This is a genomic window from Sphingobacterium sp. UBA6317 (assembly GCF_002440385.1).
Classification (GTDB): domain Bacteria; phylum Bacteroidota; class Bacteroidia; order Sphingobacteriales; family Sphingobacteriaceae; genus Sphingobacterium; species Sphingobacterium multivorum.
In genome coordinates this window covers 99661-120252 of record NZ_DJTD01000041.1, presented here as the reverse complement: position 1 = coordinate 120252, position 20592 = coordinate 99661, and the positions used below count along the sequence as shown (strand labels likewise).

Below are 20592 nucleotides of genomic sequence, written 5' to 3'. Positions count from 1 at the left end.
ATATAGATACATAATAAAATGAAAACATTAATAGTCGTTATTCACCCCAATTTTGCTGCTTCCGTCGTAAATAAAAGTTGGGTTAAGGCCTTGGAAAATCAACCTGAGTTGTATGACATCCATCAATTGCACCAAGTCTATGCTGATGGTAAAATTGATGTCTTGGCCGAGCAGCAGATGATAGAGAAATATGATAAAATTGTCTTTCAATTTCCCTTTTATTGGTTTAATTGTCCGCCGTTTTTCAAGCAATGGCTGGATGAAGTGCTTACTTATGGATGGGCTTATGGTAAGAACAGTGGCTACAAATTGGAAGGAAAGAAAATTGCATTAGCAATTTCTGCTGGGATAGACGAGCAGGAGTATAGGGAGACAGGAAAGTATAAATATAGCATGGATCAATTAACAAGTCCTTTTGAAATTACTTTTGATTATGTTAAAGCGGATTATCAAAAACTTTTCGTCTTTTATGGAATTGAAAAAGAGTCATCTACCGCATGGGTAGAAGAGGGCGTGACGCGCTATCTCCGTTTTTTGGAGCAACTCTAGTTAATAAATATCAGGGCTTGTTTATTGTTGCTTAGCTTTTGTGATATACGAATCAATCCAAAGAAATAGGCTTATCAAGAAAGCATCTTTCTCAAGATGCTTTCTCTTTGTTGTTTTACCGTGTTGTATAACCACCATTGGCAAAAATGGTCTGCCCCGTTATCCACCAACCATCGGTGACCAAGAATTCCACCAAAGGCGCAATGTCTTTTATATCGGTTAGCCCACCTAATGCTGAAGCAGATTTATGGTAAGCAACAGCGTCTTCGCTTTCCTGTCCATAGAAAAATGGCGTATCCATTGGCCCCGGGGCTACAGCAGTAACCGAAATTCCCCGTTCTCCAAATTCTTTTGAAGCAGCTCGCGTAAAATGCTCTACTGGAGCTTTCAGTCCTTCATAAGTAGAGTATAATCCCGTATAGGCCGCCAATAATGAGGTAACAATCGTACAGATTTTGCCATTTGCATTCAGTTTTTTACCCGCCTCCCGAATAAAGAAATAAGCAACTTTTGAATTGATGTCACTCATGCTGTCATATTCTTCGACCGTGGTATCCACAATTGGCTTTTTCAATACTTTACCGACCGTATTAATGGCGATATCTACGCCACCAAACTGCTCAATTGCAACATCAAAAAGTTTCGTGATATGCTCAATTTTTGTCAGGTCCGCCTGCACTAATATTGCTTCTGCCCCCGCGGATTTGACAGCTTCCAGAGTTTGTTCAGCGTCTGCTTTGGTATTTTCACTATTGTAATGGATCACCAGCTTTGCCCCTTGAGCCGCAAAATCCCGACTTAATAATCCGCCAAGGTTTTTTGCACCACCAGCGATAAGGACAACTTTTCCTTTTACATCATTTCTTGCCATAATAATTTAAATTTTGATTATAGCAAATCTCACAAATGTTAAGGAACCTCTTATGGTGAACTTTTCGCTTTTTTCAATTGACGAAATTGTGATGGCGACATGCCTTCATATTTTTTAAAAAATTTGGTGAAGTTGGACGGGTCGTATGTCAGCATCTGTGCAATTTTCGCAATGGTCAGATCGCTATTAATGAGTAGGTCTTTGATACAAGCTAATATTTTTTGTACATAAAAATAGCAGGGGTGATTTCCGGAAGTTTCCTGTATAATCTTGATAAGATGCTTTTGTGAAACACAGAGTATGTTGGCGATATCCTGAAGCTCCATCATATCTATGCTGTCTCCACGAACCAATTCCGCTAAATGACGATCTAAAAAGTTAAAATATTGAATCGTAATCTCTTCACTTCTTTTTCTATTGGAGAGCAATGCTGTGTTCATTTTAATTCCTTTCCGAATTGTTAGGTTAAATATAAACAAATAATACTGGACGTAATATTTTTTACCTGAATAATCGAGAATTCCGCATAATGGACTCGTCAACGTTATAGACAAAGATTTTTATCCTCGACACTGCTCTTGATCACCCGAACGATTAATTTGTAAATTCGTATACTTGTAGAATTCTAAGAGAAATTCGTAATTTTTATAATCCCGCATAAAAATAAACTGAGTATATGCAGATACTTTTAGTAGAAGACGATCGCCGTATTAGCAGCTTTGTTGTTAAAGGTCTAGAAGAGATGGGCCACAAGGTCATTTTGGTTGAATCTGCGGAAGCGGCACGTGAATGGATCAATGCGGATTCATTGGACATTGTCGTACTTGATATTATGTTGCCCGGAATAGATGGTATACAATTTACGAAGATGATCCGATATCGAAAAAATCATATTCCAATATTGATTTTAAGTGCCTTAGGAGAAGTTGAAGATAAAGTCGAGGCCTTGGAAAGTGGTGCTGATGATTTTCTTGTCAAACCCTTTTCCTTTAAGGAATTGGTTAGCCGTATCAAAGCCTTGGTACGCCGCGACAATTATAAAAACGTACCAAAGGATAGCTGCGTAGAAATTCATGATTTAAAAGTGGATCTTGAACGGTATGAAGTCCATAAGAATGGTAAAAATATCGATCTATCACCTAAAGAATTTAAACTGTTGAAGTATCTGATCGAAAATCGCAATAAAACCCTTTCAAGAACAGCGATCTTACAGGCCGTCTGGGGAATTGATTTTGATAATAATACCAATGTTGTCGATGTATACGTTTCTTATTTAAGAGGTAAGATTGATGCGGGGAGTGATACCTCCATTATCAAAACGGTGAAAGGGGTAGGTTATATGCTCACAACGGACTGACCATGAATTTAAAGATTCGACTCACACTCTTTTCTACCTTGGTATTCACCATCATTTTTGGGCTTGCAACGCTAGTCATCTACTGGATATTTTATAATTCTTCTGAACGACATCTGATAAGCTCGCTGGAAAAAAATGCGAAGATAGCCGGTATTTATTACCTTGAAGCGGACGAACAGAGCCCGCTAAAGCACATGGAATCCAAAAATCAATATGAAAGTCTGGTCAAGCGCGCGATGGTAGCCGTTTATAACGCAGCGGGGAAGGTGAGTTATGGTGGTATGCGGTTTGATAATCAAATTAATACAGATTTGCTGAACCAGCTGAAAACAGACAAAACGGTTTATTTTAAAACAGCCGATAGCTTTTATTTTGGTTTGTATTATCCCGATAATCAGGGCGATTTCTTTGTGTTTGTCAAAGAGTCCAGCGCAGATTTTGATCATCAGTTGAACCGTTTACTCATTACGCTTGTCTTTGTTTTTCTCATTGCATTGATTAGTATTGCCTTGTTGTCGGTCTGGCTGAGTAAGTATGCTTATCTGCCCATTCGTAAAGTGATCCAAGAAATTCAGCATAAAGATTTAAGTACCATTCAGGAGCCCTTGACCGCCATAAAAACCAAGGATGAACTCCAGGATCTGATTGAAAGTTATAATGCACTCCTACGTCGGATCAGTGAAAATATGATTATCAGAAAGAACTTTGTAAGTTATGTTTCCCACGAGTTCCGAACGCCTTTAGCGGGTATCCTGGGCTCAATGGAGGTCTTCGGCGCAAAAGTTAGAACGGAGGAAGAATACCGTGAACTGGCCGAAACCATTACCGAGCATGTGAATTTTCTGAATCAGCTTATTGGTAATTTTCTATTACTGACCGAAGATCAGGCCCTGAAACGTTCCCTGGAAACCTTTCGTATCGATGAGATCGTGTGGGACCTTGTACCTAAATTTTCGAGATCATTTGCCGTACCCTTGAAAGTCGATATAGAGGTCGACGAACCACAATACTTTAATTTTCGGGGCAACAAGATGCTCGTCTCCCTTTCGATCTCTAATTTAATCGAAAACGCACTGAAATATGCAAATGGGCAAGAAGTGCTTATCCGAATGACCAGTGCAGATGGCAGACTGTCTTTACAAATTATAGATCACGGCATCGGTATCCCAAAGGCCGAACTGGAGTCTGTGAAACAGACTTTTTATCGTGGGTCAAATGTCGGTCAGGTGAAGGGCAGCGGCATAGGCCTCTCATTTGCGCAAATCGTTTTTAAGGATCAGGGCGTAGACTTTGATATTCGCTCGAACCATCTGGGAACTACCGTATCACTGCTATTCCCTAAATTCTAATCCTTTTCTAATCTCTTCTAATTAAACTTTAATTTAACCTAAAGTTGCCTGTAATCTCTGTCCGTTAGTTTTGTGGAAATTCAAAATTAAGTGAGAAAGCTACGTATTACATTATTTTTACTTCTTGGCCTGAGTAGCAAACTATTTTCACAGGAAGCGGTTGAAAGCCGTTTACGAAAATCGGAGATTGAACAGGTGTTCCTTGCGCATAACCTGAGCTTAATGGCACAACGTTTTCATATACAACAGGCTGATGCAGCAGTACTTCAGGCAAAGCTCTGGCCCAATCCAACGATCTCAATCTCAGAGGTCAATCTTTGGAAAAATTCCAGCAGCGAATCCTTTCCTGCGCTGATCGGTCATTATGGTAAATATCAGCAGCTGGCTGTTGAGCTGGAACAGACGATCGAAATGGCCGGGAAACGGAAAAAAAGGGTGCAATTGCAGCTTTTGGAAAAAGAGAATGCCCGGCTTCAATTTGAAGAATTATTGCGGAATTTGAAATATGATCTCCGGAGCCAATGCCTCGAACTACAGATCTTACAGGAAAAAGAACAATTATACAGTAGTCAGGTCGATATTTTTCAGACCCTAGCGAAGTCCTTTCAAAATCAATGGAAAGAAGGCAATGTGAGTGAAATGGACTATCTCAGGATTGAAAGTGAGTCGATTGCATTTGGGAATAAACTCAACGAAATCCAGCAGGAAAAAATTGCAAAAATGAATACAGTTGCGAGCTATCTAGGAGATAAGGGGACTGCACTTTACATTTCGGATACGATAGGTATGCCACTTTTTCTCCTGGGGACGAAACAGGAATGGAAAATGATGGCCCTGGAAAACCGTAGCGACTATAAAATCATCCACAATACCTGGAAGAAAAGTAATGCGCAGTTGGAAATCGAAAAAGCAGAACGTACACCAGATCTCAAAGTATCAATGAATTATGACCGGGGCGGAAATATCATGCGCGATTTTATAGGCCTGGGTGTTGCTATGGATCTTCCTTTATTTAATCGAAACCAGGGCAATATCAAAGTTGCTCAACTGGAACTTGAGAAAAACAAAGTTGAAATCGCACAATTTCGTATCGATATTGAACGAGAGATCGAGTTCCTTTCGGCGCGTTTGAGCAATCTCGAATCGAGCTTGAAAACGATGGATACAGGCTTTGATCGTAAACTGGATGTCGCGCTTGAACGCTATATCCGCAATTTTCAAGAACGACGGTTGACCATCGTTGAATTTATAGACTTTATCAATAATTACATGGAAAACAAAGAATCAATATTGGAGCGCAGGGCAAAATACCTTCAGTATAAGGAAGAATTGACGTATTTAATCGGAAAGGACATTGTCTAATGAAAGGGAACTTTTTAATGCCACTGACACTCCTGTCCATATGTTTATTGTGGAGCTGTCAATCAACGAAAAATGAAGAGCAGGTTACGCCGCCAACTAAAGGTTTTTGCCTTAGCGCAGATTTCAAAAACCAAATTAAAATTGATTCGATTCAGAAGCGGGCGGTATTTGAACAGATCGCTTTAAATGGGGTCATTCAATACGATCAGGATGAGCTTGCTGCACTAAAGAGCCCGATACCCGGTATCGTGCAGTCTGTCTCCGTCAAGATGGGTGATTATGTGGAGAAGGGACAGATTCTTGTATCGCTTAAAGGGACCTCGGTTAATGATTTAGGAAAGGAGCTGCGTGAGCTGGAGAATAGCAAGCGCTTGGTGGAGAGTAAATTGGCAAGTCTTCGCAGTCTACTGAAAGATGGTTTGGCTTCCCAACGGGAACTAGAAGAGATGGAAAGCGAATTGAAAGCCACACAAATCGGAATACGTCATGTAAAGGCCAATATGAACCTGCTCAATGGATCATCAGAAAATGGTCTATTTTACATTCGTGCACCCAAAGCGGGTTATATAGTCGATAAAAAGGTGAGCCCCGGTATGACAGTTGGTGATGATGCCGAGTTACTCTCGGTAAGTAAACTAAATGAAGTATGGGTTTCGGTCAATATTTATGCAAATAATTTACCTTTTGTGAAAAATGGTGCGCCTGTCAAAATCACCACGTTAGCCTATAAAGGGGAATCTTTTGATGGCTATATTGATCAGGTAGCCAATTTCTTCGATCCTGAAGAACGTGTCGTCAAGGCGCGTGTAAAGTTGTTGAACAAAGACCTGAGGTTAAAGCCGGGCATGAGTGTGGATGTATTGGTGGAAAAAGCTGTTTCAGGACAAGAACAGCAGATGCTGGCTATTCCCAAAGATGCCATCATTCTGCATAATAACCAGAATTTCGTGGTGCTGTACAATAATGACTGTGATCTGTCCGTAAAGCCTGTGGATATTGTTGCTGAGAATGAAACCTATGCTTTTGTCAAAACAGGAATAGCCGAGGGAGATCAGGTGCTGACAGAAAATGAGCTGATTGTATTTGATGAATTGATAAATAGATAGGATGAAGAAAGTTGTACAAAATATTGTTTCGTTTTCATTGAAACACTCCTTGGTCGTCCTATTTTTTACGTTGGCATTATTATTCGGCGGGATATACGCCTACCTGCATACACCGATTGAAGCTTTCCCCGACGTCACCAATACACGGGTCAGGATTATCACACAATGGCCGGGACGTAGTGCTGAAGAAATCGAGAAGTTCGTCACATTACCGGTAACCAAAGAGATGAATACCATCCCAAAGAAAACGGATGTTCGTTCGATCTCCTTGTTTGGCTTATCCGTTGTAACGATCCAATTTGAGGATGGTGTAGAGGACTTTTATGCCCAGCAGTATGCGGGTAATAAGATGCGTTCCATCGATTTGCCGGACGGCGCGGAAAGCTCCATCGAACCACCTTCGGGTGCTACCGGAGAAATTTTTCGCTATGTGGTGAAGAGCAATCTTCCGATTAAAGAAGTTTCTGCCATTCAAGATTGGGTGATCGAAAGGGAACTTGTGGGGGTGCCAGGTGTGGCGGACGTCGTGAGTTTTGGGGGGGAGGAAAAGATCTATGAAATAAAGATCAACCCAACAGAGCTGGCGAATTATAACTTGTCGCCACTGGACGTATATGAAGCCGTATCGCGTTCGAATATCAACGTCGGTGGGGATGTGATCCAGAAAGGAAATCAAGCCTATGTCGTTCGTGGGGTAGGTTTATTGGATAAGATCGACGATATTGGTAATATTTTGATCAAGGTGGTCGGCAATACACCGATTCTAGTCAAACATGTAGCCGAAATAGAACTGGGCGCAAAGCCACGACTTGGCCAAGTGGGACTCAATCAGGAAGATGATCTTGTACAGGGAATAGTCATTATGCTGCGGGGAGAAAATCCTTCGGCTGTCGTCACAAGGCTAAAGGCAAAAATCGAAGAGCTAAACCAACGTATTTTACCCGAAAATGTCAAGATCGAACCCGTTATAGATCGTACTAAACTGGTGAATAATACCGTGCATACGGTTTCCAAAAACCTGATAGAAGGGGTTATTCTGGTTTCGATTATTGTCTTTATCTTTTTGAACAACTGGAAGACAACCTTTATTGTTGCCTCGGTCATTCCACTGGCTTTCCTCTTTGCGATTATATTATTGAAAATACAAGGTTTGCCGGCCAATCTGATTTCAATGGGGGCGTTGGACTTTGGACTCTTGCTCGAAGGAACATTGGTAATCGTCGAGACTGTTTTTGTCTCTTTGGAAAAAGAGGCCCATCGGCTTGGGACGGAACGCTTTAATAAAATCTCCAAGCTAGGGATCATAAAAAAAAGTGCAGGTTCTGTTGCAGGGTATATCTTTTTTGCACTATTGATTTTAATTGTCGCACTGACTCCTATTTTCTCTTTTCAAAAGGTGGAAGGAAAAATGTTCTCACCATTAGCCTTTACGCTCGGTTACGCCTTGTTGGGGTCCTTGATCCTGAGTTTGACCTATGTGCCTGCGATGTGTAAATACTTATTAAAAAAGAACATCAAAGAAGATGAAAATAAGATCACTAAAGTCAGCCGTAATGCCATTTTTAAAGGTTTTAAAAAGGCTTTTGACCATCCAAAATGGACATTGTCTATTTTTATGGTTGTCTTGTTCGTCTGTATGTTCCGGTTTAGCCATTATGGTTCCGAGTTTCTTCCAAAATTGAATGAGGGTGCAATCTATGTTCGCGCAACCTTACCCAATAGTGTCAACCTGGAAGAATCGGTGAAGCTGACCAAAACAATGAAAACAAAACTGATGAAGCAGTTTGACGAGATCGACTTTATAATGACACAGACAGGCCGTCCCAATGATGGCACGGATCCAACAGGCTTTTTTAATATTGAATTTAATATTGAATTGAAGCCCGAGGGGGAGTGGAAACGTAAACTTTCCAAAGAGAAATTGATCAGTCAGATGCGGGATAGCCTGCAGACTTTTCCTGGAATCAACTTTGGCTTTAGCCAGCCGATTCAGGATAATGTGGAGGAGTATGTGGCCGGGGTAAAAAGTCCACTAGTTATCAAAATCTTTGGTGAAAACTTACAAGATTTAGAGAATAAGGCCAATAAGTTTGCAGAGTCACTAAAAAAGGTCAATGGCATTACGGATGTCAATGTTTTTAAAAATATAGGTTTGCCAGAACTCCGCATTCAACTGCATGATTCAAAAATGGCTAAATATGGCGTTTCAACCAAAGATGTGCAGTCCGTGATCGAAATGACTATCGGGGGGCAATCTGTGACACATTTCTACGAAAATGAGCGGATCTTTGATGTTCGCCTGCGCTTCCAAAAATCATACCGCGACAACCCCGAGAAGATCGGAAATATCATTATTCCGACGATGAATGATCAGAAAGTACCCCTACGGGAGATCGCAACAATAGATTATCATACCGGGCCGGCATTTATTTACAGAGAAGGGAATTCCCGCTATATTGGTGTTGGCTTCAATATTGAAGGTCGAGATTTGGGAAGCACAATTGCCGATGCGAAAAAACAGATAGAAAGAGATGTGAAACTGTCCAAATCCTATAAGGTCGTCTGGGCTGGTGAATTCGAAAGCAAGGAACGGGCAACAAAACAACTGATGAATGTTGTGCCAATTTCGTTGATTTTGATCTTACTCTTGCTGTATGCCAATTTTGGTAATGTCAAAGATACGCTGATTTCTTCACTGACCCTCGCCTTTGCTTTTATTGGTGGATTCATTTCCTTGTGGATTACTGGAACGACATTTGGAATTTCGGCCGGTATCGGATTTATTATTCTCTTTGGCGTAGCCACGATTGATGGTATTGTCTTAATCGGGATTATGAAAGAAAATCTGTTGAATAAAATGCGCTTGAAACCTGCTATTTATGAAGCTGTCAAAAGCCGGATCAGACCCATCTTAATGATTGCATTAATGGGGGCGATGGGCTTATTGCCAGCTGCACTTTCAAACGGTATGGGGTCTGAAATTCAAAAACCCCTGGCGATTATGATTGTTGGTGGATTGATTATTTGTATGATTCTCTCGTTTTCAGTACTACCTATTGTTTTTTACTTCGCTTATAAGAAGGAGAACCGCGATTAGTTACCCATTTTTAATTATTATATACGATACAAAGGTTGCCTATCCGACAGTGCAACCTTTGTTATTTTTAACATGCAGCTGTACGTTTCGTAATAGCGATCCAAAGTTGAAGCGAATAGCGATATATCGTTTACATGCTATTTTGTGTAAATCTTGTTATAAATGTTGAATTTACATTTAAGTTCCTTAAATTAAGCCTCAACATAAAAAGCACTTCGTTGAAGTTTTGCCGAGATAATTTATAAAGCTGTATTTAAAATTAGAAAAAACATTCTTTTGAATCCTCGTGAGTTGTATTTACGAGAAAAGGTCAATATTAGGTCAGTGTTGATTAATTCATAAGAAGACTGAACGTACTATTCCAGATAGATTTGTGATAAAGAAATATTAAAATAATACGCTATGGCACAATTTAAATGGGAAGGAATATATCCTGCAATGTTATCACCATTTGATGAAAATGGAAATTTGGATTTTGATATGTTTGGTAAAAACATTGAAGCACAATTGGATGGAGGTGTTCACGGTTTGATTATCGCTGGATCATTGGGGGAAGCAAGTGTTTTGACTACAGAAGAAAAGTATGATTTATTGACCTATGCGTTGAAACTTGTTGGTGGTCGTGTACCCGTATTGCTAAATATTGCAGAAAATACAACTGCTGCTGCGATCAAAGTGGCGCAGACCAGTGAGGAATTGGGAGCCGATGGTTTGATGTTATTGCCACCAATGCGCTATAGAGCCGATGATAGAGAAGCTGTCGCTTATTTTCGTGCTGTTGCACAAAGTACCAAACTGCCAATTTTAATCTATAATAACCCAGTTGACTATAGTACTTATGTATCGTTGGATATGTTTGAAGAACTATTGTTGGAACCAAATATCCAGGCAGTGAAAGAATCTACACGAGATTTAACCAATATCACGCGTTTGAAAAATCGTTTTGGTGATCGATTAAAGATTATGGCCGGTGTAGATACCTTGGGGCTCGAGTCTTTAATGTTAGGGGCTGATGGGTTAGTCGCTGGATTGGTGGACGCATTCCCAAGAGAAACAGTGGTTATGTATGATCTTGTGAAAGCTGGTGAATATAAAAAAGCGGTAGAAATATACCGTTGGTTTATGCCTTTGTTGGAATTGGATATTCATCCTAAATTGGTCCAATACATTAAATTGGCCGCTACAGCTGAAGGAATTTCAACACCTTATACACGCGCGCCGAGATTACCGTTGATCGGTGAGGAAGAACAACGTGTGAAAAAAATTATTGCAGATTCAATCGCAACGAGACCACAATTATAGGAATGCTTCTGAACTCTCTGGATGAGAGTTCAGGAAATTTTCTTTTTAGAACCAAGTAAAAATACGCGAAAAGGACCTTCTTATTATATTGAGTAACCGCAAGGAATGAAAATATAGGGAAGGTTTTTATTGATTTTTGAAGATACTAGTTACCATAAAAACAAAAGGAATGGATAGAAACGAAAATGAGATTGATTACGTCGTAAAACAGGCGGAGGCTGGATTTCAGTTTCTTCAACAAACGGATGTCATCGAACGAGCGGAATTGATGTATGCCATTGCCGCTGAAATTGAGGAATTGGGCGAAATATTGATTGAAACGGCTCATCTGGAAACGGCACTACCTTTGGGAAGACTGCAGGGTGAAAAGGCGAGAACAGTCAATCAATGGCGTCGATATGCCGATGCCGTTCGTACTGGTTTATACAGTGAAGCTCGGATAGATCGGGATCCAAATGGCCAATTTGATTTAAGGAAATATAATAAAGGACTTGGTCCAGTGGTCGTCTTTGGCGCGAGTAATTTTCCTTTCGCCTTTTCAACTGCTGGCGGAGATACTGCAAGTGCCATTGGTGCCGGCTGTTCAGTCATCGTAAAGGCTCATCCTGCGCATCTTAAAACCTCCCAATTAATGGCTGACGCCATTGATCGTGCGGTTTCAAAACAGGGCGTTCCGACTGGTGTTTTTAATCATGTGCTGTCAGATTCATTTGCTGTTGGGCAACAGTTGGTTAGCCATAAACAGGTAAAGGCTGTGGCATTCACAGGTTCATTTCGTGGCGGAAAAGCCTTGTTTGATTTAGGGCAGTCGAGACCTGAACCTATTCCGGTATTTGCTGAAATGGGAAGCGTAAATCCGGTTTTTATTTTGCAAGACTACCTCGCTAATCATCTGGAAGCATTTGCAAAGCAGTATATTGGATCATTACTCCTCGGTGTAGGGCAGTTTTGTACTAATCCGGGTGTATTGGTAGGCTTGGCGGGCGAACCGTTCGATCGGCTCAAACTGGCCCTAAAGAGCGAACTAAAATCTGCTGCTACAGGGAAAATGTTACATGCGGGTATTCTGGATAGCTACAATCGCCTAAAAGGCGAAATGGTTCAATCGGAAGGGATCAGCGTATTGGGGGAAGGCGAAGGTAATACACCACATGATTTTGCCCGGGCTGTACTTGTCGAAACTGAAGCCAGTCAGGTATTAAACAATCCCAACTTGCTGGAAGAGGTTTTTGGACCTTTTGGGCTGATTGTATCCTGTAACGACCAAAATGAGATGAATCTTGTCATGCAACAGCTTGATGGGCAGATTACCCTGACTTTCGCTGCCACGGCGCAGGACATACATGAATGCCCGGCTCTTTTTGCAATGGCTCAGGACAAATGCGGAAGACTGCTGTTCCAAGGTATGCCAACAGGCGTAGAGGTTCAGTATGCCATGCAGCATGGCGGACCTTATCCAGCAACCACAGATGCTCGTTTTACTTCAGTAGGGCCAGATGCGGTAAAACGGTTCGTCCGACCTTTTAGCTTCCAGAATTGGCCGAATGAGTTTTTACCTAAAGAGCTACAAGACGGAAACCCATTACAAATTGATCGTCTGGTCAATCAACAATGGACGAAAGCATAATATAGATAAATGACCATATAAACAACAAGGACTCAGAAATGAAGAAGACTTTTTTTTGTATTGATTCGCATACCTGTGGTTGTCCCGTACGATTGGTTGCAGGGGGAACCCCATTGCTAGCGGGTAATTCCATGATGGAGCGCAGATTGCATTTTATACGTGAGTACGACTGGATTCGCAAAGGATTGATGTTTGAACCAAGGGGACATGACATGATGAGTGGAAGTATGCTTTATCCACCATTTGATCCGCAAAACGATATCGGCGTTCTTTATATTGAGACCAGTGGTTGTCTGCCTATGTGCGGACACGGAACGATCGGTACCGTAACGATTGCCATCGAGGAGGGGCTCGTTCAACCTAAAATTCCCGGAAAATTAAGGTTGGAAACTCCGGCAGGACTTGTACATATCGATTATGTTCAAGAGGGTCCTAAGGTGAAAAGCGTAAAGCTTACTAACGTCAAGTCTTTTTTATATGCTGAAGGGCTAACGGTAGACTGTCCAGATTTAGGAATTATCAGCGTAGATGTTGCCTACGGTGGCAATTTCTATGGTATTATTGATCCCCAGGCTAATTTTGACGATATCAGTTCTTATTCTGCGAGCCAATTGATCCATTATGGGAAAATAATTCGTCAACTGCTCAACGAAAAATATGCTTTTGTTCATCCCGAAGATGCGAATATTCATGGGTTGACACATATCCAATGGACAGGTAATCCAACGCTTCCCAACTCGTCCGGACGCAACGCCGTACTGGTTGGCGATAATGCCTTGGATCGTTCTCCTTGTGGTACAGGTACTTCGGCGCGTATGGCACAGTGGTACGCGAAAGGGAAGCTTAAAAAAGGAACGGAATTTATACATGAAAGTTATATTGGTTCACAATTTACCGGCAAAATTGAAGCGGAAACAACCGTGGATGGTAAGCCTGCTATTGTGCCGTCCATCGAAGGCTGGGCACGGATAACAGGATATAATACCATTTTTTTGGATGATGAAGATCCTTATTTTGGCGGTTTTCAGGTGATTTAATACATTAATAAGAAAAGAGCAACGTGAAAGAAAATAATAGAGGTACAGTTGTTGTAATAGGTGCTGGAATTGCTGGTCTTGCTTCGGCCTATTACCTGGTGAGAGATGGTTGGGATGTGAAAATCCTGGAAAAAAATACTTTGGACAATAATTGTTCTTATGGCAATGCAGGCATGATCGTCCCCAGTCATTTTACGCCCTTGGCAGCCCCCGGGATAGTCGCGCAAGGAATAAAGTGGATGTTCAATAGTAAAAGCCCCTTTTATGTACGGCCTTCGCTCAATCCGCGGTTGATCAATTGGGGTCTGAAATTCCTAAAACATGCCAACCGCACGCATGTGGAGCAACATGCTTCCGCCATACGTGACCTGAATCTCTATAGCAGCCGCTTGTATGACGAACTGGCCCAAGAAGATAATTTTGATTTTGAACTGAAGCAGAATGGTATCCTGATGATGTATAAATCGAAAGAAATGCAACATGAGGAGATTGAGCTGGCGCATCGTGCACAGGACCTCGGACTCGATGTCGATATCCTCGAAGGAAATACCGTTCAAGAACTGGAACCTAATCTGAAGCTAGATGTATTGGGTGCTATACTTTATCGCTGCGATGGAAAACTATATCCACCCAAGTTAATGCAGCAATTGATTCAATACCTGAAAGCCGCAGGTGTTGCTTTTTTCGAAGAAACTGAAGTCCATAAATTTATGACGGCCGGAAATAAGATTAAAGAGGCAATCAGCAATAAAGGAAGTTTTCAGGCAGACGCTTTTGTCTTGACTGGCGGTGCTTATTTGCCGCAGCTGACTTCAAAGTTGCATTTAAATACACCGCTTATGCCTGGAAAAGGATATTCTTTTATGTATCAGCCCCAGGGCGAGCAGACCTTGAATCATGCGGCATTATTACTGGAAGCTCGTGTTGCTGTAACCCCCATGAATGGCCAGATCAGATTCAGTGGTACGATGGAATTGGGACCTGCAAATGACCGGATTTATGAAAACCGCGTCCGTGGAATTGTAGAATCTATTCCTAAATATTATCCAGAATTGAAGGTCGATTACCCAAGCGAAAAAATATGGTACGGTTACAGACCCTGCTCACCTGATGGATTGCCTTATCTGGGACGCTTGAAAAAATTTGATAATGCTATTGTTGCCGGTGGCGGTGGGATGATGGGCTTGAGCCTGGGCCCAGCTTATGGGAAAGTTGTTGCAGATTTATTGGCAGGACAGAAAATAGAGTCTGAAATCGCTGGTTTTAGGCCGGATCGTTTCGACTGATAAAATTATGATATAAACCAACACCTAAATTATGAATCGTTCTTTTTCTTTTAAAGCCCCCAAAACATTGTTTTATGGACTACTCTTTCTATTCCCGGTATCCACACATGCACAAAAGATGAAATTATACGACCATACAACTCCTTTAGAACCTTATATCGTGCAATACGGGCACGATGTTGAGGCAATCAACTATTTCTATGGTCCGATGCCCAAAGGCTGGGGCAATCAACAGGCTGCAGCATCGCCCGAACAGCTGGCTCGTCTTCAACGTTTGGATAACGAATATTTGAACAAATTGGACAAATTTCCCTATGAAGAACTTGAAACATCTGGGCAGGTGGATTTTATCTTACTGAAGCGCAAACTAAAAAGTGATCTCCTTGCACTGAAAGAACATGAGTCGAATTACAACAGGTTATCCCTGTATTTACCTTTTGCACAACGAATATTTAAACTCGAAAAGGAACGTCGTCGAGGAAAACGTTTGGCGGGAGAAGATGTCGCGAAAGAGCTGACGCGGGTTGTCGATGAAATCGATCGATCGATAACCGCTTTGCAAGAAAAGACCAATATTCCTGATGCAGATGTGAACTTTTTGGTTGGCCTATTAAATTCTTTGGATTTAAGGATAACAAGCACCTTCGATTTCTATAATGGATACGACCCTGAATTTACCTGGTGGGTACCCGTCATATTTCAACAGGTGAAAAGTAAATTGTCGGATTATAAGGAGAAATTAGCCGCAAAAAGCGACCGGAAAGTTTTTGATGATGGTAGCCAGATTGCGGGTGTGCCGATTGGCGAAAAAGAAATAAACCGAAGACTCAAAGCTGAAATGATCAGTTATACAGCTGCCGATCTGCTAAAATTGGCTGATCAAGAGTTTAAATGGTGTGAAGCAGAGTTATTGAAAGCGAGTCGTGAAATGGGGTTTGGAGACGACTGGCGGGCAGCACAGGAGCAGGTTAAAAACTCCTACGTTCCCATTGGGAAACAGCCGGAACTCATCCTGAAATTGTATAACGATGCACAGCAGTTTATTCAAAAAAATAAACTCATGGATATTCCTGAACTGGCAGATGAAACTTGGGGAATGATCATGATGACCCCAGAACGTCAGCGTGTCAACCCTTTTTTTACGGGTGGTCGGGAAATTAGTATATCATATCCAACCAACACGATGGATCAACAGGCAAAATTGATGAGTATGCGTGGTAATAATCCTTATTTCTCCCGCGGTACTGTGCAGCATGAATTGGTCCCCGGTCATCATTTGCAATATTTTATGAATAGGCGCTACAAGCCTTATCGCGAGGAAGCGTTTAATACACCCTTTTGGACAGAAGGATGGACACTTTATTGGGAATTATTATTGTATAGTAAAGGATTTGCCAAAACTCCCGAAGAGCGTATAGGAATGTTATTTTGGCGTATGCACCGTTGTGCGCGAATAACCTTTAGTATTAAATTTCATTTGGGTGAATGGACGCCGCAGCAATGCATAGATTACTTGGTAAACAGGGTGGGATTTGAGTCTGCTAATGCCCATGGTGAAGTAAAGAGGTCTTTTGAAGGTTCATATGATCCCTTATACCAGTTGGCTTATCTGGTCGGCGGATTACAACTGATGCGGATCAAAGAGGAGGTGGTTGATCAGGGTAAAATGTCATTTGCTGATTTTCATGATCGTGTGATTAAAGAAAATTACCTGCCCATGGAAATGCTAAGAGCGATTATCAAAGGCGAGCAATTAAAACCAGACCATGAGACAAATTGGAAATTCTATCATTTTAACAACTAGGTGTTTATGAGTGAGTCAAAACAAACTTTTCAAAAGTCGCTGGGATTGCTCGATGCAACGATGCTTGTTGTTGGAAGTATGATTGGTTCTGGAATTTTCATCGTTTCTGCAGATATCGCACGCAATACCGGTTCTGCGGGTTGGATGATGGTTGTCTGGCTAATCTGTGGATTTATGACTTTAACAGCAGCATTGAGTTATGGTGAACTCAGCGCGATGTTTCCCAAGGCCGGTGGCCAATATATTTATCTTCGGGAGGCTTATGGTCCCGTATTGAGTTTTGTATTTGGCTGGACATTTTTTGCTGTGATACAAACCGCGACAATCGCCGCCGTCGGCGTTGCGTTTGCTAAATTCACTGCCTACCTTTTCCCCTTTATGGACGAAGATGTCTATCTGCTTGAATGGTCAGATTACCGCGTCTCGGCAGCACAGGTGCTGGCCATTGCGGTCATTATGGTATTAACCTACATTAATTCAAGGGGTGTAAATAGCGGAAAGCGTGTGCAGACATCCATTACATTGATCAAAATTGGGAGCCTGTTGCTTTTGTTGCTCTTTGGCTTCCTGGCTTTGAAACATGAAGTTTGGGCTTTGAACTGGGACAATATTTCGCTTTGGTCCATGCGCCGCTTAAATGTGGATGGAACCTACACATCTTATGATGGGTTTTCAGCAATGGGTGCTTTTTCTGCGGCTATGGTCGGAGCCCTCTTCAGTAGCGATTCTTGGCACTCATCCTCAGCTGTAGCGGGCGAAATTAAGAATCCGCAACGCAATATCGGATTGAGTCTGGCATTGGGGACTTTGCTGGTCACCGTCATTTATCTCTTAACCAATTTAATGTATACCGGTATATTGCCTCTGGAGGCTATGGTCAATGCGCCAAAAGATCGGGTAGCGATGAGTGTCGCTCAAGAGGTTTTTGGCCCCTTTGGAATCACTATTATAGCGATTATGATCATGATTAGTACCTTCGGTTGCAATAATGGAATTATCCTAGCAGGAGCGAGGGTATATTACTCCATGGCCAAAGATGGTTTGTTTTTTAAAAGGGCGGGAAAGCTAAATGCACATGCGGTACCAGCTTGGGCACTCTGGATACAATGTGTCGCTGCGTCAATATGGTGTTTAAGCGGAAAATATGGTGACTTATTGGATATGATTACCTGTGTGGTGGTTATATTTTATGTCCTCGCAATTGCCGGTATTATTCGCCTCCGTATCACGCGTCCGGATTTGAACAGACCCTATAAAGCATTTGGATATCCTTTTCTCCCCATTCTTTATATTCTCATGGGGCTTGCCTTTATCGGCTTGATGGTTATTTTTAAGCCAAATTATACCTGGCCAGGAATTATCATTGCACTCTTGGGTATCCCTATCTATTATTTAATTAATCCTAAGCGAAGAAAGTATGAAGCTTCTTAGTACAGTGGTTTTGTTGTTGTCTGCGCAGTTTCTGTTTGGTCAAGGAACTTTGGTAGATTATACACGTGCACAAAACTTAAAAAAACAATTGACCAACAAAATCGAAAATCTGCCGGGTCAGTTTTATTGGAATGATCGGGGGGATCTGTTTTGGTATGATCGAAATACGGCGCAGGGAAAAGAGTACATTTTGGTCAATCCCCAGGCAAAAACAAAAGAACAGCTGTTTGATCTGACGAAGGTATTTTCCTTGGTGGATGAAAAGCTGGGACGAAAAGTCGAAAATCGTGTTATTTCCAATGATCAGATAAAATTGATGGACCAGGATCAGGTTTCGCTCGATATCGCGGGATACTTTTGGATTTGGAACCGCCGTTCCGCGCAATTGAGCCAGGGCGCTGCAAGTGGAAATAGAGATCGTAATCCGCGATATTGGGGACAACGTGAACAAGGAAATACGTATAGGGAAGTTGAATCTCCAGATAAAATACATGTTGCTTTTATCCGAAACAACAATGTCTTCCTAGCAAAGAAGGGTAATTTAAATCAGGCGCGACAAATTACGTTTGATGGCAATACAGCAAACTATTATAGTAATGATATTCAATGGGCACCGGATAGCCGGAAATTGGCTACAGTAAAAACACAAAAAATAGAGATCAGACAACTGACGCTGATCGAATCTTCCCCTAAAGATCAATTGCAGCCAAAGATTCAGACACGCGATTATGTCAAACCTGGTGATGAATTAGCGCAAAAACTACCCGTTTTATATGATCTCGAAAAAGATAAACTGTGGGTATTTGATGCAGAGCTTATACCGAATCAATTTTATGTTTCGGATTTATCCTGGCGAGATGACAGTAGGGCATTTACTTTTGAGTATAACAAACGCGGGCATCAAGTCTATGGCGTCATGCAAATGGATGCCAATAGCGGTATGTCCAGTTATTTGATCCGAGAACAAAATAAGACCTTTATCGATTATAGCGGTAAGAAATATCGGGAGGATCTAGCCGATGGAAAGGAAATTGTGTGGGCTTCTGAACGCGATGGATGGAACCACCTGTATCTTTATGATGGATCTACCGGAAAAGTGAAAAATCAAATAACGAAAGGAAATTGGGTTGTCCGGAAAGTTGTACATGTCGACGCTGATAAACGAACCGTCATTTTTGAGGGTAGTGGCATGAATGCTGTGGAAGATCCCTATTTGATCCATTATTATTCAATCGGTTTAGATGGAAAGGGCTTAAAACTGCTGACAGAAGAAAATGCAAATCATCAAGCTTTTTTCAATAAAGACTATTCCCAATTTGTGGATACATATTCCCGAGTCGATCAGCCGCCAATTTCAGTATTGCGCGACAACACTGGTCGTCTTATGATGGAACTGGAGAAAACAAACAGTAGTCAATTAGAAACGGTAGGCTGGCGTGCTCCGGAAGTCTTTAAAGCCAAGGGACGTGATGGTGCAACGGATATCTGGGGTATTATTATTCGACCGACCAATTTTGATCCAGCGAAAAGTTATCCTGTCATCGAATATATTTACGCGGGCCCGCATAGCTCTTTCGTGCCCAAATCATTCTACAGCAACCCGAGCGGGATGTATGAATTAGCAGAATTGGGCTTTATCGTGGTGCAGATCGATGGAATGGGGACGTCAAATCGTTCAAAGGCTTTTCATGATATCTGTTGGAAAAATCTGAAAGATGCGGGTTTTCCCGATCGGATAGCCTGGATGCAGGCTGCTTCAAAACAATACAAATACATGGATATCGGTAGGGTAGGGATCTATGGTACGTCGGCTGGCGGTCAAAGCTCGACGGGCGCGCTGTTATTCCATCCGGAGTTTTACAAAGTTGGCGTTTCCTCCTGTGGCTGTCACGATAATCGAATGGATAAAATATGGTGGAACGAGCAATGGATGGGTTGGCCTGTAGGACCTGAATATGCAGCGAGCTCCAATATTGAAAATGCCGCTAAACTGGAAGGAAATCTTTTATTGATTGTAGGTGAATTGGATGATAATGTGGATCCTTCATCCACTTTCCAATTGGTTGATGCCTTAATCAAAGCACGTAAGAACCATGATTTTATTATGGTTCCCGGGATGGGACATTCCTCTGGGGGAGATTATGGTGAACGAAAAAGAAGGGACTATTTTGTCAAACATCTACTTGGCGTAGACCCGCCTGCCTGGAATCAGTATTGATCTTTTCAATAGGATAATGATCCTATAAGGTAGGCCTAACGCCTGTTTTTCTGACAGTGTCCGATCTTATTGGTTAGAAAGAACCTTCAGTTTGCTTTCATTGCTGTTCGTGTATGCGAAGTCATAAAAGTTTTATTCCAATTGGGAATACAGATGAAGTGATAGGAATGCTTCAATAAATACAGCGCCCCGGAAA

At 41.7% G+C, this 20592-nt stretch carries 15 protein-coding genes; 13 read left to right on the top strand and 2 right to left on the bottom strand.

Annotated features, from left to right (window positions below; all coding sequences use genetic code 11):
• Positions 1-18 precede the first annotated feature (18 nt).
• Complete coding sequence (locus B3E92_RS13265; protein WP_201639429.1) at positions 19-549, top strand: NAD(P)H-dependent oxidoreductase; 531 nt, start codon at positions 19-21, stop codon at positions 547-549.
• Positions 550-664: 115 nt separating this feature from the next.
• On the opposite strand, the gene B3E92_RS13260 is transcribed toward B3E92_RS13265, so the two are convergent.
• Together B3E92_RS13260 and B3E92_RS13255 are read right to left on the bottom strand one after the other, a co-directional pair.
• Positions 665-1420, bottom strand: a complete 756-nt coding sequence (locus tag B3E92_RS13260) for an SDR family oxidoreductase (RefSeq protein ID WP_070569450.1) — start codon at positions 1418-1420, stop codon at positions 665-667.
• A gap of 50 nt (positions 1421-1470) precedes the next feature.
• Positions 1471-1860 carry a helix-turn-helix domain-containing protein gene (locus B3E92_RS13255; RefSeq protein ID WP_046675721.1) on the bottom strand — a complete coding sequence of 130 codons (390 nt, stop codon included), beginning with the start codon at positions 1858-1860 and terminating at the stop codon, positions 1471-1473.
• A 236-nt stretch (positions 1861-2096) separates the two neighbouring features.
• Between B3E92_RS13255 and B3E92_RS13250 the strand changes: the two genes are divergently transcribed.
• The 12 genes from B3E92_RS13250 to B3E92_RS13195 all read left to right on the top strand — a co-directional run bounded on the left by B3E92_RS13250 (position 2097) and on the right by B3E92_RS13195 (position 20396).
• Positions 2097-2777 carry a response regulator transcription factor gene (locus B3E92_RS13250; protein ID WP_046675722.1) on the top strand — a complete coding sequence of 227 codons (681 nt, stop codon included), beginning with the start codon at positions 2097-2099 and terminating at the stop codon, positions 2775-2777.
• A 2-nt stretch (positions 2778-2779) separates the two neighbouring features.
• Positions 2780-4126 (top strand): sensor histidine kinase, encoded by a 1347-nt coding sequence (locus tag B3E92_RS13245; protein ID WP_115047940.1) that lies wholly within the window; start codon positions 2780-2782, stop codon positions 4124-4126.
• A gap of 90 nt (positions 4127-4216) precedes the next feature.
• On the top strand, positions 4217-5488 hold the full coding sequence (locus B3E92_RS13240) for a TolC family protein (protein ID WP_115047942.1): 1272 nt from the start codon (positions 4217-4219) through the stop codon (positions 5486-5488).
• Positions 5488-6594 carry an efflux RND transporter periplasmic adaptor subunit gene (locus tag B3E92_RS13235; protein ID WP_286897185.1) on the top strand — a complete coding sequence of 369 codons (1107 nt, stop codon included), beginning with the start codon at positions 5488-5490 and terminating at the stop codon, positions 6592-6594. The genes B3E92_RS13240 and B3E92_RS13235 overlap by 1 nt, the downstream gene beginning before the upstream one ends.
• Position 6595: 1 nt before the next feature.
• Complete coding sequence (locus tag B3E92_RS13230) at positions 6596-9691, top strand: efflux RND transporter permease subunit (RefSeq protein WP_115047946.1); 3096 nt, start codon at positions 6596-6598, stop codon at positions 9689-9691.
• A 402-nt stretch (positions 9692-10093) separates the two neighbouring features.
• Entirely contained in the window at positions 10094-10993 is a 900-nt protein-coding gene (locus B3E92_RS13225; protein ID WP_070569465.1) for a dihydrodipicolinate synthase family protein, read from the top strand.
• A 169-nt stretch (positions 10994-11162) separates the two neighbouring features.
• Positions 11163-12620, top strand: a complete 1458-nt coding sequence (locus tag B3E92_RS13220; protein ID WP_112374152.1) for an aldehyde dehydrogenase (NADP(+)) — start codon at positions 11163-11165, stop codon at positions 12618-12620.
• Between the two features lie 38 nt (positions 12621-12658).
• Positions 12659-13657, top strand: a complete 999-nt coding sequence (locus B3E92_RS13215; RefSeq protein WP_046675727.1) for a 4-hydroxyproline epimerase — start codon at positions 12659-12661, stop codon at positions 13655-13657.
• A 23-nt stretch (positions 13658-13680) separates the two neighbouring features.
• Complete coding sequence (locus B3E92_RS13210; RefSeq protein ID WP_115047948.1) at positions 13681-14943, top strand: NAD(P)/FAD-dependent oxidoreductase; 1263 nt, start codon at positions 13681-13683, stop codon at positions 14941-14943.
• Positions 14944-14974: 31 nt separating this feature from the next.
• A complete protein-coding gene (locus tag B3E92_RS13205) occupies positions 14975-16747 on the top strand; it encodes a DUF885 family protein (protein ID WP_201303502.1) in 1773 nt (590 codons plus the stop codon).
• A 6-nt stretch (positions 16748-16753) separates the two neighbouring features.
• Positions 16754-18178: an APC family permease gene (locus B3E92_RS13200; protein ID WP_115047950.1), complete on the top strand. Its 1425-nt coding sequence runs from the start codon at positions 16754-16756 to the stop codon at positions 18176-18178.
• Positions 18165-20396: a S9 family peptidase gene (locus tag B3E92_RS13195; RefSeq protein ID WP_115047952.1), complete on the top strand. Its 2232-nt coding sequence runs from the start codon at positions 18165-18167 to the stop codon at positions 20394-20396. The genes B3E92_RS13200 and B3E92_RS13195 overlap by 14 nt, the downstream gene beginning before the upstream one ends.
• The last annotated feature ends 196 nt before the right edge of the window (positions 20397-20592 follow it).

Excerpts from the sequence above, each read along its gene's own strand:
- B3E92_RS13230 (WP_115047946.1), top strand. The coding sequence starts at position 6,596 with ATGAAGAAAGTTGTACAAAATATTGTTTCGTTTTCATTGAAACACTCC.
- B3E92_RS13250 (WP_046675722.1), top strand. The coding sequence starts at position 2,097 with ATGCAGATACTTTTAGTAGAAGACGATCGCCGTATTAGCAGCTTTGTT.
- B3E92_RS13205 (WP_201303502.1), top strand. The coding sequence starts at position 14,975 with ATGAATCGTTCTTTTTCTTTTAAAGCCCCCAAAACATTGTTTTATGGA.
- B3E92_RS13265 (WP_201639429.1), top strand. The coding sequence starts at position 19 with ATGAAAACATTAATAGTCGTTATTCACCCCAATTTTGCTGCTTCCGTC.
- B3E92_RS13235 (WP_286897185.1), top strand. The coding sequence starts at position 5,488 with ATGAAAGGGAACTTTTTAATGCCACTGACACTCCTGTCCATATGTTTA.
- B3E92_RS13195 (WP_115047952.1), top strand. The coding sequence starts at position 18,165 with ATGAAGCTTCTTAGTACAGTGGTTTTGTTGTTGTCTGCGCAGTTTCTG.
- B3E92_RS13245 (WP_115047940.1), top strand. The coding sequence starts at position 2,780 with ATGAATTTAAAGATTCGACTCACACTCTTTTCTACCTTGGTATTCACC.
- B3E92_RS13225 (WP_070569465.1), top strand. The coding sequence starts at position 10,094 with ATGGCACAATTTAAATGGGAAGGAATATATCCTGCAATGTTATCACCA.
- B3E92_RS13255 (WP_046675721.1), bottom strand. The coding sequence starts at position 1,860 with ATGAACACAGCATTGCTCTCCAATAGAAAAAGAAGTGAAGAGATTACG.
- B3E92_RS13200 (WP_115047950.1), top strand. The coding sequence starts at position 16,754 with ATGAGTGAGTCAAAACAAACTTTTCAAAAGTCGCTGGGATTGCTCGAT.
- B3E92_RS13260 (WP_070569450.1), bottom strand. The coding sequence starts at position 1,420 with ATGGCAAGAAATGATGTAAAAGGAAAAGTTGTCCTTATCGCTGGTGGT.
- B3E92_RS13220 (WP_112374152.1), top strand. The coding sequence starts at position 11,163 with ATGGATAGAAACGAAAATGAGATTGATTACGTCGTAAAACAGGCGGAG.
- B3E92_RS13215 (WP_046675727.1), top strand. The coding sequence starts at position 12,659 with ATGAAGAAGACTTTTTTTTGTATTGATTCGCATACCTGTGGTTGTCCC.